Source organism: Nocardia sp. XZ_19_231 (assembly GCF_015355705.1).
GTDB lineage: Bacteria > Actinomycetota > Actinomycetes > Mycobacteriales > Mycobacteriaceae > Nocardia > Nocardia salmonicida.
The window spans coordinates 221,938-239,086 of the sequence record NZ_JACUZI010000004.1 but is presented as its reverse complement, the minus strand read 5'-3'; the positions used below and the strand labels follow the sequence as shown (position 1 = coordinate 239,086).

The following is a 17,149-nucleotide window of genomic DNA, read 5'->3' as shown; positions in this document are numbered from 1 at the left end:
GTCACTCGCCTGCGGTCGGTACCGTCGCGGCGACACGGCCCACGATGCCCTTGGCGATGGAGCCGGTGATCCGCTCGGTCACCGCGCTCGTCGAGCGCAACAGCAGTTGCAGGACGGGCTTGCCCTCCACGGCGAAGGTCCACGTCAGTCTGGTTCCGGTGGCGGTCGACGCCAACTCGATGTCCTCGGCGAAGCGACGCAGTCCCGGGATCGAGGCGAAGTCGACGGTAAAGGTCATGCGCCGCTGGTCTTCCCAGCGGTAGAACCGTTCGGTCAGCGCGGCGATGCGCCCGAGGGTGACGACGCGGCGCGTGCCGACGCCGAACGGGCGCGGCGTGGTCCACTGCATCCCGGTAACCAGCCCGGACCACGACACCAGTGCGTCGTCGGCGATCAGGGCCGCCCAGACCTGAGACGGCGGCGCGGGAATGTCGAGGACGTGGACGAAGCGGTTCGACGCGCTCGCGAGGAATTCGTCGTCGGATTCGGTCAATGCGAATGCCTGAGCCATAGCTATCGGTGTTCTTCCTGTTGTCGATCGACTGTCGATAGTCCGTTCCAGCACAGGGCGGACGCGGTGTCGACCGCGTCCTTTTTCGAGATGGGCCGCCCCGCTTCCAGCCAGTGGCTGGCCGCGAGGCGGCTGAGACCGACCAGTCCCCAGGCGTGGATGTCGGCCCTGGTCGCATCCACGCCCACCGCCCGCAGTTCGGCGCTCACCAGGACGGCACAGTCACGCATCGCGTTGCGCACCCGCCATTCGACGCACGGTTCGCTGGGTACCGGCGATTCGAACACCAGCACATACCCGCCGAGGTCGTATTCGACGAAGTCGAAATAGGCCTGCACCGCCCCGCGTACCCGGCTGCGGGGCTCGGTGTCCGCCGTGACGGCCACCCGGACACCGTCGACCATCCGGTCCAGATTCAGTTGCAGCACAACGAGATACAGGTCCAGCTTGCTCGCGAAATAATCGTAGAGCACCGGCTTGCTGATCCCGGACCGTGCGCTGATCTCGTCCATCTTGGCGCCGTGATATCCGTGGGCGACGAACACCTCTTGCGCCGCGTCCAACACCATCTGGCGCCGGTGGGCCCGGGCCGCCGGCCCCCGAACCCCTGCCACAGACGCGGCCGCTCCCCCGGCACCCGGGGTCACCGGGTGCCGGGTCTCGCCGCGCATCGTCGTCATCGCAGACCGATCACTAGCGATGGGTGAAGTTCGGTGGCCGTTTGTCGACGAAGGCGTTCATGCCCTCGGTCTGGTCCTCGATCGCGAACAGCGAGTGGAAGACGCGGCGCTCGAACCGGATTCCCTCGGCGAGAGTGGTCTCGAAGGACCGATTCACCGCTTCCTTGGCGATCATCGCGACCGGCAGCGACTTGGCCGCGATGGTCTCGGCCACCTCCGCCGCGACATCGAGCAGGTCGTCGGCGGCCACGATGCGCGAGACGAGTCCGGCGCGTTCGGCTTCCTCGGCGCCGATCGTGCGGCCGGTCAGCACCATGTCCATCGCCTTGGCCTTGCCCACCGCGCGGGTGAGCCGCTGCGAGCCGCCGATGCCGGGGATCACGCCCAGCTTGATCTCGGGCTGGCCGAATTGCGCGGTGTCGGCGGCGATCAGGATGTCGCAGAGCATGGCCAGCTCACAGCCACCGCCCAGCGCGTATCCCGCGACCGCGGCGATGGTCGGCTTGCGGAACTGCGCGAGCCGGTCCCAGCGAGCGAAGTAGTCGTCCATGAACATGTCCATGTACGACTTGGGCGCCATCTCCTTGATGTCGGCGCCCGCCGCGAAAGCCTTGGCGGAACCGGTGATCACGACCGCGCCGACCTCGTCGTCACGACCCAATGCGTCGAGCGCGGCGACGATGTCGTCGAGCACCCCGCTGTTGAGCGCGTTGAGCGCCTTCGGCCGGTTCAGCGTGATCCAGCCGACGCGGTTCTTGGTCTCGACCAGGATGGTCTCGTAGTCGGTCATTCGGAAACCTCGCCGGAGCGGTCGCGGATGTCGGTGACGATGGCGGAGAAGTCCCGCCCGGCGTCGGTCTGGTTGAACCGCGCGTAGATCGCGGCGGCGAGTTCGCCGAGCTGACCGTCGATCCCGTTGGCCTGCAACGCGTTCGCGGCCAGGCTGAGGTCTTTCGACATCAGCGCGGTGGCGAAGCCGGGCTGGTAGTCGTTGTTGGCCGGGCTGGCGGGCACCGGCCCCGGCACGGGGCAGTAGCTGGTCAGCGCCCAGCTCTGGCCCGACGCGGTGGACACCACGTCGAAGAACGACTGATGGCTCAGGCCGAGCCGCTCACCGAGCACCAGCGCCTCCGACAGCCCGATCATGGAGATCCCGAGCAGCATGTTGTTGCAGATCTTGGCGGCCTGACCCACACCGGCGCCACCGCAGTGCACCACCTTGCCGCCCATCACCGCGAGCACATCACCCGCGTCGGCGAAGTCGGCTGCCGCGCCGCCCACCATGAAGGTGAGGGTGCCCGCGGTGGCGCCGGCTACGCCACCGGAGACCGGCGCGTCAAGCGGGCGGTGACCGGCCGTGACGGCCAGTGCCGCAACCGCTTTCGCGTCGGCCACATCGATGGTCGAACAGTCGATGAACAGCGTGCCCGCCGTGGCGGCGGGCAGCAGCTCGGCATAGACGTCGAGCACGAGCTTGCCGTTGGGCAGCATGGTGATCACCACGTCACGGTCGACGGCGGCCTCGGCGCCGGTGGCCACCACCCTCGCGCCGTCGGTGCGCGCCTGCTCCTGTGCGGCGGGCACCGGGTCGAAGGCGAGCACCTCGTACCCCGCGCGCACCAGGTTCGCCGCCATCGGGCCGCCCATGTGCCCGAGCCCGAGGAAACCGATCTTCTTCGTCATCGCTGTGCCTTCGCTGTCGTCGAATCCAGTTCCGCCGCACCGAGATCAGCGAAGTAGGCCGCCACCTGATCGTCGGTCACCTCGGCGAGAGTTGCCGGCCGCCACTGGGGATTGCGGTCCTTGTCGATCACCTGGGCGCGGATGCCCTCGACCAGGTCGTTGGAGCTGAGCGCGGCGACCGAGACCCGGTATTCCTGGTCGAGCACCGCCTCGAGGCTCGTCAGTTCCCGTGCCGCCCGCAGCGAACGAAGCGTGACCTTCAGCGCCACCGGCGATTTGGCCAGCAGGTCCTCGGCGGCCTTGGCGGCATCGGGTGATTCGTCGGCGCGCAACCCGGCCACGATCTCCTCCACGGTGTCCGCGCGGTAGCAGGCATCGATCCAGCTCTGCTGCGCGAGCAACTCCGACGCAGGTGCGGCCGCGGTGAACTGTGCGATCGCCTCGTCGGCGCCGACCGTGCGCAGTGCGTCGAGCAGGGCGTCGATGTCACTGGAAGGCACGTAGTAGTCGGCGAATCCGGTCGCGATCGCGTCGCCCGCGTTCATCCGCGCCGTGGTCAGCGCCACGTGGGTGCCGATCTCGCCCGGCGCCCGCGAGAGCAGGTAGGTGCCGCCGACGTCGGGGACGAAACCGATGCCGACCTCGGGCATCCCGATCTTGGATCGTTCGGTGACGACGCGGTGGCTGCCGTGCCCGGCCAGGCCGACGCCGCCGCCCATCACGATGCCGTCCATGATCACCACGTACGGCTTGGGATAGCTGCCGATCAGCGCGTTGAGCAGGTACTCGTCGCGCCAGAACCGTCCGGTCGGCGAATCGGCGCCCGCCGTACCACCTTTCGCGTCGGCGTGGATGGCGACGATGTCGCCGCCCGCGCAGAGTCCGCGCTCGCCCGCGCCGGTGACCACGACGGTGCGCACCGCGTCGTCGTCGGCCCAGGACCGCAGCGCGTCGGTGATGGCCAGTGTCATCGCGTGATTAAGTGCGTTGATGGCCTTGGGCCGGTTCAGGGTGATCAGGCCGAGGCCGTCACGAACAGCGATCAATATTTCGGGTTCGTCGGTCATGCTGCTCCGATCAGCGAGCGGGCGACGACCACCCGCATGATTTCGTTGGTGCCCTCGAGGATCTGGTGCACGCGCAGGTCGCGCACGATCTTCTCCAGGCCGTATTCGTGCAGGTAGCCGTAGCCGCCGTGTAACTGCAGCGCCTTGTTGGCCACCTCGAAACCGGTGTCGGTGGCAAATCGCTTCGCCATCGCGCACAGGGTGACCTTGTCGGGCGCGTCCGCGTCGAGCGCGGCCGCGGCCCGCCACAGCAGGGTCCGCGCCGCCTCCAGTTCGGTGGCCATATCGGCGAGCTGGAACTGCAGTGCCTCGTTGCGCACCAGGGGTTTACCGAAGGCGTGGCGTTCGGTGAGGTAGCGGACCGTCTTGTCGAGCGCGGCCTGGGCACCGCCGAGCGAGCACGCGGCGATATTGAGTCGGCCGCCGTTGAGGCCGTTCATCGCGATCGAGAAGCCCTCACCCTCCTCACCGAGGCGATTGGCGACCGGCACCCTGGCACCGTCGAGTAGGACCTGCCGGGTGGGCTGGGCGTTCCAGCCCATCTTCCGTTCGTTCGGTCCCACCGTCAGACCCGGTGTGTCAGCCGGGACGATCAGCGCCGAGATGCCGCGCGGGCCTTCCCCACCGGTGCGCACCATCATCACGTACACGTCGTTGGCGCCCGCGCCGGAGATGAATTGCTTGGCGCCGGTGAGGATGTAGTCCTCGCCGTCGCGAACGGCCTTGGTGCCCAAGGCCGCCGCGTCGGAGCCGATGCCCGGCTCGGTGAGGGCATAGCTGCCGAGCAGCTCCAACGACGCCATCCCCGGCACCCACCGGTGACGCTGCTGCTCGGTGCCGTAGGCATCGATCATCCAGGTCGCCATGTTGTGGATCGAGATGTACGCCGACACCGAGGGACACCCGGTGGCGAGCTGTTCGAAGATCCGCACCGCGTCGAGCCTGCGCAGTTCGGAGCCGCCCACATCGGCGCGTACCGAGATGCCGCCGAGTCCGAGCGGGCCTGCCTTGCGCAGCACATCGACCGGAAAGTGTTTGCGCTCATCCCAATCCAGCGCGTCGGGCGCCAAGAACTCGTCGGCGAATTGGCGCGCGGTTTCACCGATCGCGCGCTCGTCCGCATCGAGAGTGAACATCGCCGCCTCAGTCCATCGTCGGGATCACGAACGCGTTGGACTCCTTGAGCCCGGCAGGCCAACGCTGGGTCACCGTCTTGGTCTTGGTGTAGAACCGGATCGAATCCGGGCCGTGCTGGTTGAGATCGCCGAAGCCCGAACCCTTCCAGCCACCGAAGGTGAAGTACGCGATCGGCACCGGGATCGGCACATTGACCCCGACCATGCCGACCTGCACGCGGGAAGAGAAATCGCGGGCGGTGTCACCGTCGCGGGTGAAGATCGCGACGCCGTTGCCGTATTCGTGCTCGTCGACCAACCGCAGCGCCTCCTCATAGTCGCCCGCGCGCACCACGGTGAGCACCGGGCCGAAGATCTCTTCCTTGTAGATCCGCATATCGGCGGTGACGTTGTCGAACAGGCTCGCGCCCACGAAGAACCCGTCCTCGGCGCCGTCCACGGACAGTCCGCGGCCGTCGACCAGCAGCTGCGCGCCCTCGTCGACACCGATCTGGACGTAGTCGTTGACCCGGTTGACGCCATCGAGACCGACCAGCGGACCGAAATCGGCGCCCGGGTCGTCGGAGCGGCCGACATTGAGCTTGTGCACCCGCTCGGTGAGCTTGGCGACCAGCCGATCCGCGGTCTCCTGCCCCACCGGCACGGCCACCGACAGCGCCATGCAGCGCTCGCCCGCCGACCCGTACGCCGCGCCGATGAGTTGATCGGCGACGTCGTCGAGGTCGGCATCGGGCATGACCACCGCGTGGTTCTTGGCCCCGCCGAAGCACTGCGCGCGCTTGCCGTTGGCAGTGGCGGTCTCGTAGATGTACTGGGCGATCGGGGTCGAACCGACGAAGCCGACCGCCTTGATCCGACGATCGTGCAGGATCGCGTCGACGGCTTCCTTGCCGCCGTTGACCACGTTGAACACACCCGGCGGCAGACCGGCCTCGAGGAACAGCTCGGCCAGACGCAGCGGTACCGAGGGATCACGCTCCGACGGCTTGAGCACGAAGGCGTTGCCGCAGGCCAGCGCCGGTCCGGCCTTCCACAGCGGGATCATCGCCGGGAAGTTGAACGGCGTGATGCCCGCGACGACACCCAGCGGCTGCCGCATCGAGTACACGTCGATGCCGGTGCCGGCGCTGTCGCTGTACTCGCCCTTGAGCAGGTGCGGGATGCCGATGGCGAACTCGATGACCTCGAGGCCACGCTGGATGTCGCCCTTGGCGTCGGCGATGGTCTTGCCGTGCTCGGACGAGAGCAGCGCGGCCAGGCTGTCGATCTCGTCGTTGACCAGGGTCACGAACTTCATCAGCACCCTGGCGCGCTTCTGCGGGTTGAACGCCGCCCACACCAGCTGAGCCGCGGCCGCGTTGTCGATCACCGCGCTCACCTCGGCGGTGTCGGCCAGCGGAACCCTGGCCTGCACCTGCCCGAGATTCGGATCGAAGACGTCGCCGAAGGCGCCGGAGGTGCCGGTGACGTGCTTACCGCCGATGAAGTGCGTGAGTTCGCGAGCCATGCCAGTCCTAGTCGTTGATGTCGGTGCGCGCCGCGCACAGTGGAAGGTTGTCCAATAGTTGGACGTCCAAGCAATTGGTACGATCGCAGGACCGTTGCCCCTTTGTCAACAGCAGATCCCACTATTGACATAACGCCAACAAGGTGTTCACTCTGGTGCACAGTCCATCGAAACGAGAAGAGGAACCCGATGAGCACCGTCGACACCGATACCGACTCCGAGCTACAGGGCCTGGCCGAGCTGGCCCGCAGCTTCTTCGTCAACACCGTCGCGCCCCACCGCGAGGAGTTCGCCGAGCAGGGATTTCCGAGCCGCGAGGTCTACCGCCAGGCCGGCGATCTCGGCCTGCTGTGCATGTCGATCCCCGAGGAATACGGCGGCGGCGGCGGCACTTTCGCGCACGAGGCGGTGCTGTTCACCGAGCAGGTCAAAGGCGGCGACTCCTCGATGCAGCTGGGGGTGCACACCGGCATCGTGCCGCACTACCTGCTGTCGTACGCCTCGCAGGAGAACAAGCTGCGCTGGCTGCCCAAGCTGGCCTCCGGCGAATGGATCGGCGCCATCGCCATGACCGAGCCCGGGACCGGCTCGGACCTGCAGAACATCGCGACCAAGGCGGTGAAGGACGGCGACGACTACGTGATCAGCGGCGCCAAGACCTTCATCTCCAACGGCCGCAACTGCGACCTGCTGATCATCGCCGTCAAGACCGACCCCAGCCTGGGCGCCAAGGGCGTGTCCCTGGTGGTCGCCGAAGTCTCCGACGACACCCCCGGATTCGAGCGCGGCAGACTGCTGAAGAAGATCGGCCAGAAGGGCCAGGACACCACCGAATTGTTCTTCGACGGGCTACGGGTGCCGCAGGCGAACCTGCTCGGCACCGCCGAGGGCCAGGGCTTCATCCAGCTCATGCAGCAGCTGCCGCAGGAACGACTGATCTGCGGGGTCGCGGCCGCGGCCGCGATCGAGGCCGCGGTGGACGAGACGCTGGCCTATGTCAAGCAGCGCAACGCCTTCGGCAAGCCGCTGTTCGCCATGCAGAACACCCGTTTCGAGCTGGCCGACTGCGCGACGATCGCGACCGTCGTGCGCACCTTCGTCGACGACGCGGTGGCCAAGCACCTGCGCGGCGCGCTGGATGTGAAGACCGCCGCGATGATCAAGTACTGGACCACCGATCAGCAGTCCCAGGTGATCGATCGGTGCGTCCAGCTGCACGGCGGCTACGGCTACATGGAGGAGTACCCGATCGCGCGCATGTGGGTCGACGGGCGCATCTCGCGCATCTACGCGGGCGCCAACGAGGTCATGAAGGACCTGATCGCCCGCTTCCTCTGACGCGTCGACCCGCGCCTACGACCCGGGTACCAGAATCGGGAGCACGTAGGTGCGGGCGAACGACGCGAGGGCCTGCTCCGAGCCGGTATCGATGGTGCCGACCGGCTGCAGGATCAGCGAGTGCACCACCCGGCAGACCACTTCCACCCGGGCGCCGAGATCGGGAATGTCGGGGAATCGATTGTCCGCGAGCACCTTTCGGATGATCTCGGTGGACGCGGCGACCGAGAGCAGGAAGAACGACGCGCCGTCGACGGTGAGTTGGGGCAGCAGGCGGTCGGCCTCGAGCGTCAGCAGCCGCTCGACCAGCGGGTGCGCCCGCCAGCGCGTGATCACGGTGGTGAAGACGTCGACGACGATGTCGTCGAAGGTGTCGTGGCGCGCCGGGATCTCCCCCAGGTCGACGAGCAGCCTGCGCACCTCCCGTTCGAAGGCCGCGCTCACGACATCGTCGCGCGACCCGATGCGCCGGTAGACGGTGGCGCGGTCGACGTCGGCGGCCTTGGCGATGTCCTCGATCGTCGTTTTGCGCACGCCGACCCGCTCGAACTGCACGAGGGCGGCATCGAGAATTCGTTCTTCGACCGAGTCGGCGGTGGGCGAATTCCCCGAGGTCGCGGCGGTGGAGAGCACACTTCGACGGTATCAGGCGCGGCGGGGTGCCGATCACAACCGCGGATCGGATTCGTCTGCAACATTGCGATACTATTTGTTGCACTGTACGGTTCCGGTATGGCTGATAACAGTGCAACGGCGCGCTCCTATCAGGAAGAAGCGCACGCAATTCACGCGCGGGATGTGCATTTCGACTTCTCGTCGGTGCCCATGCACTACATCCCGGGCGAAGTACTCGCGACACATGTCACCAATGTGATGCATCTCGTACTTCCCGAAGGCGAACGAGCGATGGCGACCTGCCTCGCCGAGGCCCTGCCCTATATCGAGGACGAGCGGCTGCGGGAGGAGGTCACCGGGTTCATCGGCCAGGAATCGATGCACGCCAGCAGCCACGAAGGCGCGCGACGGCATCTGCAGTCGATCGGACTCGATGTCGAGTCCTATGTCGCCAAGATCGGCTGGCTCGTCGACCGAGCCCTGGGCGACCAGGGACTCACCGGGCGCGCCAAGGAGGAATGGCTCAAGGAACGCCTCGGCCTGTTCGCTGGCATGGAGCACTTCACCGCCGTCATCGGCGAGTGGCTGCTGGAATCGGATGTGCTGGCCGAGCTCGGGATGGATCCGACCATGCTCGACCTGGTGCGCTGGCACGGCGCCGAAGAGGTCGAGCACCGCAGCGTGGTGTTCGACGCCTACATGCACGTCGACGGCGGCTACGCCCGACGACTACGCACCGGACTGCTCGCCAGCGGCACCCTGCTGCCACTGTTCATCATCTCGACCGCGTACCTGTATCGCCAGGATCCGAGCAAGGACAAGGGCCGTTCCTGGGCCAGGCAGTTCGTGAGCGCGACTGTGCGCGGAGTGATCCCGAGCTTCACGACCTTCGTCACCGAGATGCCTCGCTACCTGCGGCCGAGTTTCCATCCCTCCCAACTGGGTTCGATGGACAACGCCCTGCGGTACCTGGCGCATTCGCCGGCGGCGCGCGCGTGAATCCTTCCGCCGCAGCCGCGACACCGAGCCTGCGGGTCATCGGTGCCGCCGTCGACGTCTACAAGAAGGTGTTCACCCAGCCCACGCTGTCGCCACCACGTCCGGTGCGACACAACGGCTTCGACCTCGACGTCCGGGTGGAAGCGGTACACGCCGAGGCCACCGACGTGGTGAGCCTGACCCTGGCCGGCATCGAAGGAGGGTCTCTGCCGTCGTGGCGGCCGGGTTCCCACATCGACGTCTTCCTCGCTTCGGGTCGCCAGCGCCAGTACTCCCTGTGCGGCGATCCGCGCGACCGTCACCGCTACCGCATCGCGGTGCGGCGCCTCGACGACGGCGACGGTGGATCGCGGGAGATGCACACCCTTCGCTCGGGTGATCGGCTGCGAATCCGCGGTCCGCGCAACGCGTTCACCTTCGTCGAGACCGCCCCGTCGTACCTGTTCATCGCCGGGGGTATCGGGATCACCCCGATCCTGCCGATGGCGCGCGCCGCCGGTGCTCGCGGACGGCTGGTCTACCTGGGCCGGTCGCGGGAGACCATGCCGTTCCTCGGCGAGCTCCCCCCGGGCACCGACCTGCGCCCCGACGACGAGTTCGGCACACCCGACCTGCCCGCGTTGCTCGCCACCGCCGCCCGCGGCGCCGCGGTCTACGTGTGCGGGCCTCCCCCGGTGCTCGACGCCGCCCAGCGCAGCCTGTTCGCGGTGAATCCCACTGCCTCACTGCACACCGAACTGTTCTCAGCGCGGCCGGTGACCGACGGCGAGGAATTCGACGTCACCCTCGCCCGGACCGGCGAGACCCTGCGCGTCGGCAGCACCGAGACCGCGCTCGACGCGATCCGCCGGGCCCGACCCGACGTCGCCTACTCCTGCCGACAGGGCTTCTGCGGCAGCTGCAAGACCAAGGTCATCGCGGGCGAGATCGATCACCGCGACCGACTGCTCCCGGCGGGCGAGCGCGCCGACCAGATGCTCACCTGCGTGTCCCGTTCCGCGGGTGGCGCACTCACGCTGGATCTCTGACCGCGAAAGGCATGGTCCCATGACCACCACCCTCACCTTCGACGTCCACAGTCCGGCGACCGGCGCCCTGGTCGGTTCCTATCCCAGCCACGACGAGAGTGCCGTCGAGGCGGCCGTCGACCGGGCTCACGGTGCCGCGACCTGGTGGCGGGCAGCGGGTTTCGACGAGCGCGCCCGTCGCCTCGATCGCTGGCGAACCGAGATCACCCGCGGCCGTGACGAACTGGCCCGCATCATGAGCCAGGAGATGGGCAAGCCGCACTCCGACGCCGCACTCGAGATCGTGATGGCGCTCGAACACCTGAAATGGGCCGCGCACAATGCGAAAGACGTGCTCGGCTCGCGTTCGGTCGCACCCAGTCTGTTGACCGTCAACCACGCCTGCCGGGTCGAATACCGCCCCTTCGGTGTGGTCGGGGTGATCGGCCCGTGGAACTACCCGGTGTTCACCCCGCTCGGCTCGATCTCGTTCGCCCTGGCCGCGGGCAACGCGGTCGTGTTCAAGCCCAGCGAATACACCCCGGGGGTCGGAATCTGGCTGGCCGCGGCGTTCGCCCGCGCCGTCCCCGAACAGCCGGTCCTGCAGGTGATCACCGGCGGCGGTGAGACCGGCGCGGCGCTGTGCCGCAGCCGGGTCGGCAAGATCGGGTTCACCGGTTCCACCGAGACCGGCAAGCGCGTGATGGCCGCCTGCGCGCAACGGCTCACCCCGGTGCTCATGGAATGCGGCGGCAAGGACGCACTCGTCGTCGACGCCGACGCCGACCTCGGCGCCGCCGCCGACGCAGCACTGTGGGGCGGTATGTCCAATGCCGGGCAGACCTGCCTCGGGGTGGAACGGATCTACGTCCACACCGACGTCTACGACGCGTTCCTCACCGAATTGCTCGACCGTGCGGCCGACCTGCGCGCCGGGCCGGACGCGGCGAAGATCGGTCCGATCACCATGCCCAAGCAGCTCGCGGTGATCCGGCGCCACATCGAGGACGCCCTCGCGCGCGGCGGCCGTGCACTGCTCGGCGGGCCCGACGCCATCGACGGCCAGTTCGTGCAGCCGACCATCCTGGTCGACGTGCCGCACGACAGCGCGGCGGTCACCGAGGAGACCTTCGGCCCGACGCTGGTCGTGACCCGGGTCGCGTCCATGGACGAGGCGATCGAGCTGGTCAACGATTCCGAATACGGACTCGGCGCCACCGTGTTCGCCCAGCGCGACGGCGACGCGATCGCCGACCGCATCGAGGCGGGCGCCACCTCGATCAACGCGTTCGTCGCGCACGCCACCATCCCCGCGCTGCCGCTGGGCGGGGTCGGCGCCTCCGGCTTCGGCCGCGTGCACGGTCCCGACGGCCTGCGCGAGTTCACCTACGCCAAAGCGACTACACGGCAACGGTTCTCCTCGCCGCTGGCGCTCACGACGTTCACCCGCAGCACCCGGATCGACACCGTCGTCGATCGCCTGGTGTCGGTGCTGCACGGAAGGATCGGCTGACCCATGCCCACAGAACACACGCACATCGTCGTGCTCGGCGCCGGATTCGGCGGAATCGGGCTGACGATCAAGCTGCGCGAAGCCGGGTTCGACGACATCGTCGTGCTCGAACGCGCCGATGACCTCGGCGGCACCTGGCAGGCCAACACCTACCCCGGCTGTGCGTGCGATGTCCCCTCCCAGCTCTACAGCTACTCCTTCGCGCCCAACGCGGACTGGTCGCGTACCTACGGCAAGCAGCCCGAGATCCTCGACTACCTGCGCGCGGTCGCCCAGGACAACGACGTGATCCGGCACGTGCGCCTCGGCACCGAACTGCTGGAAGCCCGCTGGGACGACGAGCAGTCGCTGTGGCGGATCGAGACCTCGCGTGGCGAGCTCACCGCGGACTACTTCCTGTCCGCGGCGGGCATTTTCGCCGAGGCGAAGTACCCGTCGCTGCCCGGCATCGAGACCTTCGAGGGCACGGCCTTCCACTCCCTGCACTGGGATCACGACCACGATCTGACCGGCAAGCGGGTCGCGGTGATCGGCACCGGCGCCTCCGCGGTCCAGTTCGTGCCGGAGATCCAGCCGAAGGTCGCCGCGCTGACGGTGTTCCAGCGATCGGCGCCGTGGATCGTGCCGCGGATGGACCGGGCGACCATCGGGCTCGAACGGCGACTGTTGCGGCAGATCCCATTGGCGCAGAAGGCCGTTCGCGGTACCTGGTACTCGTTGATCGAGGGATTCGGCCTGGTCGGGTTCGTCGACAACCGGTTCCGTCATCCCTTCGAGCTGCTCGGCCGAATCCAGTTGCGGCGCCAGATCCGCGACCCGGAACTGCGCGCCAAAGTGACGCCGGACTACATGATCGGCTGTAAGCGGGCGATCTTCTCCGACGCCTACCTCCCCGCCCTCGACAAGGACAACGTCGCGGTGGTGGCCGACGGCATCGCCGAGGTGCGCGCGCATTCCATCCTCACTCGCGCCGGGGTCGAGATCCCCGTGGACACCATCATCTACGGCACCGGATTCACTACCACGCCCAGTGTTTTCGACCGCATCGTCGGCCACGACGGGCGCTCGATCGCGCAGGTCTTCCAGCAGCGGCCGCAAACCTATCTCGGCGCCGCGGTGTCCGGATTCCCCAATTTCTTCTGCACGCTCGGGCCGTTCGGTGCGGCGGGCAACCAATCGGCGGTCTTCATGATCGAGTCGCAGATCGCCTACATCGTCGACGCGCTGAGCACGCTGCGCGCCCGCGGCGAGACCAGGGTCGAGGTCCGTCCGCAGGTGCAGCGCGATTTCGTGGAGGAGATGGGCAAACGCAGCGCCGACACCGTCTGGCTCACCGGGGGCTGCGAGAGCTACTACACCACCGCCGAAGGCGGCAACGCCGGGCTGTATCCGAACTGGAGTTTCGAATACCGTCGCCGCACCCGTCGATTCGACATCGAGTCCTATGAGGTGTCGGCATGATGCGCCTGCCCGATCTCGCGCCGTCCACCTGGTTCGCGCCCTCCTATGACGTGGCGGGCAAGGTCGTCCTGATCACCGGCGCCGGACAGGGCATCGGGCGCGAACTGGCCTCGATCCTGCACCGGCGCGGCGCCGAGGTCGTCGTGATCGACATCGATGCGGTCGCGGCCCGCCGCGCCGCCGACGAGTTGGGGTCCGACGCCCACAGCATCGGCGCCGATGTCGCCGACCGGGCGCAGATGACCGCCGCGGTCGAGGAGGTCGTGCAGCGGTTCGGCACGCTCGATGTGGTTGTCGCCAACGCGGGCGTAACTCCCGTGCCCGCCACCGTGCGCACGATGGACCCGGCGGACTTCGACCGGGTGATCGGGATCAACCTCACCGGTGTGTTCAACACCGTGCATCCGGCGCTGGACCACATCGTGTCCGCGCGCGGACACGTCGTGGTGGTGTCGTCGTGCGCGGCCTTCGCGCCGGGGATGGGCGGGTCGCCGTACATGGTGAGCAAGGCCGCGGTCGAGCAGTTGGGACGGGCACTGCGCGTGGAACTCGCCGCGAGCGGGGCCAGCGCGGGCGTGGCCTACTTCGGCATCGTCGACACCGCGATGACCCACGACATGCTCGATACCGACGAGCTGGGCAAAGAGCTCGACGGGATGCTGCCGTGGCCGCTCAATGTGCGGATCACCGCCGAGTACGCGGCCCGCACGATCGCCGACGGCATCGCCCGCCGGGCGCCTCGCACCATCGCACCCAGCGGGTGGGAGCCTTACGCACTGCTGCGCGGGGCGATCAATGTCGTCCTCGACCACCGGCTCGCCGCCGACACCACGGTGCACGAGCTGATCCGGGCGATCGAGCGTCGCCGATGAGCGCCGAACGCGGGTCGCTGCGGGCTCGCACGCTTCGGCAGATGTCGGCGTTCACCGTGGGACAGTTGGCCGCGCTCACGCCGGTGAACGGGTACACGCTGCCGCCGTCGCGACTGCTCATCGAGCAGGCCATGCGGGCGGGCGCGCCGCCGTTGCGCGCGACGATAACCGAGCGCGTGGACACCGACGGAATCCGCGGCGAGTGGGTGCGTGGGCCGCGAGCCGACCGCACCGACGCGGTGGTCCTCTACGTCCACGGTGGTGGGTTCGTCGCGGGCTCGGCCCTCGGGTATCGCGGCGTCGCGTCCCGATTGTCCACCGCGACAAAGCTTCCGGTGTTCACCCTGGACTACCGACTCGCTCCCGAGCATCCCTACCCGGCCGCGCCGTCCGATGTCGCCGCCGCGTTCCAGTGGCTGACTCGGCGTTACAGCGCCGACCGGATCGTCGTCGCCGGGGATTCGGCCGGTGGCTTCCTGGCGGCTCACCTGACCGTCGAGAATGCCCGCGCGGGGCGGCCCGAACCGGGTGCGCTGGTGTTGTTCTCCCCGATGACCGATCTGAGTCTGGCCATCGCGGTCGACCACGAGAAGCACGAGCACCGCGACGGTCTGCTGTCCACCCAGATCGCCAGGCAGGCGATCGCCGCCTTCACCGCCGAACCGTTCGAGCTGCAGCCCGTCCACGGAATGCGGTTGCCGCCCACCCTGATCCACGCCAGCGACACCGAGTACTTCGGCGCCGACGCGACCGAACTGGCGCGGCGCTGGCAGGCCACCGGGGCGCACTGCGAGCTGCAGGTGTGGCCGGATCAGATGCATGCCTTCCAGACGCTGCCCGCCGTCGTCCCCGAGTCCAGGACGGCCTATCGCGCGGCGGCCCGTTTCGTCGCCACCCATCTCGACACCGCCCCCGCGGTCATGACCCAGAAAGTGCCTGCCTCGTGAGCATTTCCCGTTTCGACACCCTGCCCGCAGCGTTCCAGCACACCGCATCGCGCTATCCCGACGCGGTCGCTCTGCGCACCCCCGGTGACACCAAGACCATCACCTGGGGCGAGTACGCGGCCCAGGTTCGCGCGGTCGCCGCCGGGCTGGCCGGTCTCGGGGTCCGCCGCGGCGACACCGTCGCGTTGATGATGAGCAATCGGGTGGAGTTCTATCCCCTGGAGGTCGGCGCACAGCATCTGGGCGCCACCTCGTTCTCGGTGTACAACACCCTCTCCCCCGATCAGCTCGCCTATGTGCTCGGCAATGCCGCGGCGCGCGTGGTGATCTGCGAGCCGCAGTACGCGAAGCTGATCGCCTCCTCCGGTGTCGACCTCGACCACATCGTCTGTGTGGACGAGGCGCCTGAGGGCACCCTGTCGGTGGGCGACCTGCTGGCGGCGGGCCGCGACGATTTCGATTTCGACGCCGCTTGGCGTTCGGTGCGCGGCGACGATGTCGCGACGCTGATCTACACCTCGGGCACCACCGGCGCGCCCAAGGGTGTCGAGACCACCCACGCCGCACTGCTGTTCCAGGTGTACGGCATCGCCGAGATCCTCGGCATCGAATTCGGTGACACCATCACCTCGTTCATGCCGACCGCCCACATCGCCGACCGCCTGACCGGGCTCTACGTCCAGGAGGTGCTCGGCACCCAGGTGACCAGCGTCGGCGACCCCAAGCTGATCGCCGCCGCTCTCGCCGACCTGCATCCGACGATCTGGGGCGCGGTGCCGCGGGTATGGGAGAAGCTCAAGGCCGCCATCGAATTCAAGGTCGCGGCCGAACCCGACGAGACCCGCCGCCAAGCCATGGCCTGGGCGATGTCGGTCGCCGCGGCCCGCAGCGCCCACCAGTTGGCGGACGAACCGGTGCCCGCCGAGCTCGCCGCCGAATGGGCGCGCGCCGACGAACTGGTGCTGAGCAAGCTGCGCGCCGCCCTCGGTCTGGACCGGGTGCGGTGGGCCATGTCGGGCGCGGCCCCGATCCCGCCCCAGACGCTGGCCTTCTTCGCCGGACTCGGCATTCCGATCGCCGAGATCTGGGGCATGTCGGAGCTGTCGTGCATCTGCAGCGTCAGCCATCCCCGCGACGCCAAGCTCGGCGCGGTCGGAAAGCTGTTGCCCGGCATGGAATCACGCCTGTCCGACGACGGCGAACTGCACGTGCGCGGACCGCTGGTGATGAAGGGCTACCGCGGGCTGCCCACGCAGACCGCCGAGGCGATCGACGCCGAGGGCTGGCTGCACACCGGTGACATCGTCAGCATCGATGACGAGGGCTACCTCCGGGTCGTGGACCGGAAGAAAGAGATGATCATCAACGCGGCGGGCAAGAACATGTCGCCCACCAATATCGAGAACGCGATCAAGGCCGCCACCCCATTGATCGGCGCCATGGCCGTCCTCGGGGACGGCAGGTCCTACAACACCGCGTTGATCGTGCTCGACGCCGAATCCGTCGAGCCCTACGCGCGCGAACACGCGCTGCCCGATGCCTCCGCCGCCGCGCTGGCCGTCGACGCCACGGTGCTCGCCGCGATCGAAGCCGGTGTGGCAGCGGGAAACAGCAAGCTCTCGCGCGTCGAGCAGGTCAAGCGCTTCCGCATCCTGCCCACGTTCTGGGAGGCGGGCGGCGACGAGGTCACGCTCACCTTGAAGCTCAAGCGCAAGGTGATCGCCGAGAAGTACTCCGCGCAGATCGACGAGCTCTACGCCGAGAACCCGTCCGCCGACATCGTCAACGTCGGGTAGCCGATCACCTCAACCGA

General features: G+C 68.2%; 16 protein-coding genes. 8 read left to right on the top strand and 8 right to left on the bottom strand.

Going from position 1 to position 17,149, the window contains the following annotated elements; translation table 11 throughout:
* Position 1: 1 nt before the first annotated feature.
* From IBJ82_RS19645 to IBJ82_RS19615, 7 genes are all read right to left on the bottom strand, one after another.
* Entirely contained in the window at positions 2-511 is a 510-nt protein-coding gene (locus IBJ82_RS19645) for an SRPBCC family protein (RefSeq protein WP_194827411.1), read from the bottom strand.
* 2 nt (positions 512-513) lie between these two features.
* Positions 514-1,080 carry a TetR/AcrR family transcriptional regulator gene (locus tag IBJ82_RS19640; protein ID WP_228537415.1) on the bottom strand — a complete coding sequence of 189 codons (567 nt, stop codon included), beginning with the start codon at positions 1,078-1,080 and terminating at the stop codon, positions 514-516.
* Between the two features lie 124 nt (positions 1,081-1,204).
* Positions 1,205-1,981: an enoyl-CoA hydratase gene (locus IBJ82_RS19635; RefSeq protein ID WP_194827410.1), complete on the bottom strand. Its 777-nt coding sequence runs from the start codon at positions 1,979-1,981 to the stop codon at positions 1,205-1,207.
* Positions 1,978-2,874, bottom strand: a complete 897-nt coding sequence (gene mmsB, locus IBJ82_RS19630) for a 3-hydroxyisobutyrate dehydrogenase (protein ID WP_194827409.1) — start codon at positions 2,872-2,874, stop codon at positions 1,978-1,980. Before mmsB ends, IBJ82_RS19635 begins: the two co-directional genes overlap by 4 nt.
* Positions 2,871-3,941 (bottom strand): enoyl-CoA hydratase/isomerase family protein, encoded by a 1,071-nt coding sequence (locus tag IBJ82_RS19625; RefSeq protein WP_194827408.1) that lies wholly within the window; start codon positions 3,939-3,941, stop codon positions 2,871-2,873. The genes mmsB and IBJ82_RS19625 overlap by 4 nt, the downstream gene beginning before the upstream one ends.
* The gene (locus IBJ82_RS19620; protein WP_194827407.1) at positions 3,938-5,077 is read right to left on the bottom strand and encodes an acyl-CoA dehydrogenase family protein; all 1,140 of its coding nucleotides are present in this window, start codon (positions 5,075-5,077) and stop codon (positions 3,938-3,940) included. Before IBJ82_RS19620 ends, IBJ82_RS19625 begins: the two co-directional genes overlap by 4 nt.
* 7 nt (positions 5,078-5,084) lie before the next feature.
* The gene (locus IBJ82_RS19615; protein ID WP_194827406.1) at positions 5,085-6,584 is read right to left on the bottom strand and encodes a CoA-acylating methylmalonate-semialdehyde dehydrogenase; all 1,500 of its coding nucleotides are present in this window, start codon (positions 6,582-6,584) and stop codon (positions 5,085-5,087) included.
* 189 nt (positions 6,585-6,773) lie between these two features.
* Here IBJ82_RS19615 and IBJ82_RS19610 point away from each other — a divergent pair, with 189 nt between their 5' ends.
* Positions 6,774-7,922: an acyl-CoA dehydrogenase family protein gene (locus IBJ82_RS19610; RefSeq protein ID WP_194827405.1), complete on the top strand. Its 1,149-nt coding sequence runs from the start codon at positions 6,774-6,776 to the stop codon at positions 7,920-7,922.
* Positions 7,923-7,937: 15 nt separating this feature from the next.
* Here the strand turns inward: IBJ82_RS19610 and IBJ82_RS19605 are convergent, their stop codons facing one another.
* Positions 7,938-8,555, bottom strand: coding sequence for a TetR/AcrR family transcriptional regulator (locus tag IBJ82_RS19605; protein WP_062981958.1), 618 nt, complete (start codon positions 8,553-8,555; stop codon positions 7,938-7,940).
* Between the two features lie 99 nt (positions 8,556-8,654).
* On the opposite strand from IBJ82_RS19605, the gene IBJ82_RS19600 reads away from it, so the two are divergent.
* From IBJ82_RS19600 to fadD11, 7 genes are read left to right on the top strand one after another with little or no spacing between them, the layout of a single operon-like run.
* Positions 8,655-9,536 (top strand): metal-dependent hydrolase, encoded by an 882-nt coding sequence (locus IBJ82_RS19600; protein ID WP_194827404.1) that lies wholly within the window; start codon positions 8,655-8,657, stop codon positions 9,534-9,536.
* Positions 9,533-10,564, top strand: a complete 1,032-nt coding sequence (locus IBJ82_RS19595) for a 2Fe-2S iron-sulfur cluster-binding protein (RefSeq protein WP_370585389.1) — start codon at positions 9,533-9,535, stop codon at positions 10,562-10,564. Before IBJ82_RS19600 ends, IBJ82_RS19595 begins: the two co-directional genes overlap by 4 nt.
* A gap of 19 nt (positions 10,565-10,583) precedes the next feature.
* Positions 10,584-12,056, top strand: coding sequence for an aldehyde dehydrogenase family protein (locus tag IBJ82_RS19590; protein WP_194827403.1), 1,473 nt, complete (start codon positions 10,584-10,586; stop codon positions 12,054-12,056).
* A gap of 3 nt (positions 12,057-12,059) precedes the next feature.
* Positions 12,060-13,517: an NAD(P)/FAD-dependent oxidoreductase gene (locus IBJ82_RS19585; RefSeq protein WP_194827402.1), complete on the top strand. Its 1,458-nt coding sequence runs from the start codon at positions 12,060-12,062 to the stop codon at positions 13,515-13,517.
* Positions 13,517-14,389 (top strand): short-chain dehydrogenase/reductase, encoded by an 873-nt coding sequence (locus IBJ82_RS19580; RefSeq protein ID WP_194827823.1) that lies wholly within the window; start codon positions 13,517-13,519, stop codon positions 14,387-14,389. The genes IBJ82_RS19585 and IBJ82_RS19580 overlap by 1 nt, the downstream gene beginning before the upstream one ends.
* Positions 14,386-15,336 (top strand): alpha/beta hydrolase, encoded by a 951-nt coding sequence (locus IBJ82_RS19575; protein ID WP_194827401.1) that lies wholly within the window; start codon positions 14,386-14,388, stop codon positions 15,334-15,336. The genes IBJ82_RS19580 and IBJ82_RS19575 overlap by 4 nt, the downstream gene beginning before the upstream one ends.
* Positions 15,333-17,132, top strand: coding sequence for a fatty acid--CoA ligase FadD11 (fadD11, locus tag IBJ82_RS19570; RefSeq protein ID WP_194827400.1), 1,800 nt, complete (start codon positions 15,333-15,335; stop codon positions 17,130-17,132). The genes IBJ82_RS19575 and fadD11 overlap by 4 nt, the downstream gene beginning before the upstream one ends.
* The last annotated feature ends 17 nt before the right edge of the window (positions 17,133-17,149 follow it).

What these genes read in the sequence shown, in the direction of transcription:
- IBJ82_RS19575 (WP_194827401.1), top strand. Translation starts at nt 14,386, where the DNA reads ATGAGCGCCGAACGCGGGTCGCTGCGGGCTCGCACGCTTCGGCAGATG.
- IBJ82_RS19610 (WP_194827405.1), top strand. Translation starts at nt 6,774, where the DNA reads ATGAGCACCGTCGACACCGATACCGACTCCGAGCTACAGGGCCTGGCC.
- IBJ82_RS19585 (WP_194827402.1), top strand. Translation starts at nt 12,060, where the DNA reads ATGCCCACAGAACACACGCACATCGTCGTGCTCGGCGCCGGATTCGGC.
- IBJ82_RS19590 (WP_194827403.1), top strand. Translation starts at nt 10,584, where the DNA reads ATGACCACCACCCTCACCTTCGACGTCCACAGTCCGGCGACCGGCGCC.
- IBJ82_RS19580 (WP_194827823.1), top strand. Translation starts at nt 13,517, where the DNA reads ATGCGCCTGCCCGATCTCGCGCCGTCCACCTGGTTCGCGCCCTCCTAT.
- IBJ82_RS19640 (WP_228537415.1), bottom strand. Translation starts at nt 1,080, where the DNA reads ATGGTGTTGGACGCGGCGCAAGAGGTGTTCGTCGCCCACGGATATCAC.
- IBJ82_RS19600 (WP_194827404.1), top strand. Translation starts at nt 8,655, where the DNA reads ATGGCTGATAACAGTGCAACGGCGCGCTCCTATCAGGAAGAAGCGCAC.
- IBJ82_RS19635 (WP_194827410.1), bottom strand. Translation starts at nt 1,981, where the DNA reads ATGACCGACTACGAGACCATCCTGGTCGAGACCAAGAACCGCGTCGGC.
- IBJ82_RS19625 (WP_194827408.1), bottom strand. Translation starts at nt 3,941, where the DNA reads ATGACCGACGAACCCGAAATATTGATCGCTGTTCGTGACGGCCTCGGC.
- IBJ82_RS19620 (WP_194827407.1), bottom strand. Translation starts at nt 5,077, where the DNA reads ATGTTCACTCTCGATGCGGACGAGCGCGCGATCGGTGAAACCGCGCGC.
- mmsB (WP_194827409.1), bottom strand. Translation starts at nt 2,874, where the DNA reads ATGACGAAGAAGATCGGTTTCCTCGGGCTCGGGCACATGGGCGGCCCG.
- IBJ82_RS19645 (WP_194827411.1), bottom strand. Translation starts at nt 511, where the DNA reads ATGGCTCAGGCATTCGCATTGACCGAATCCGACGACGAATTCCTCGCG.
- IBJ82_RS19615 (WP_194827406.1), bottom strand. Translation starts at nt 6,584, where the DNA reads ATGGCTCGCGAACTCACGCACTTCATCGGCGGTAAGCACGTCACCGGC.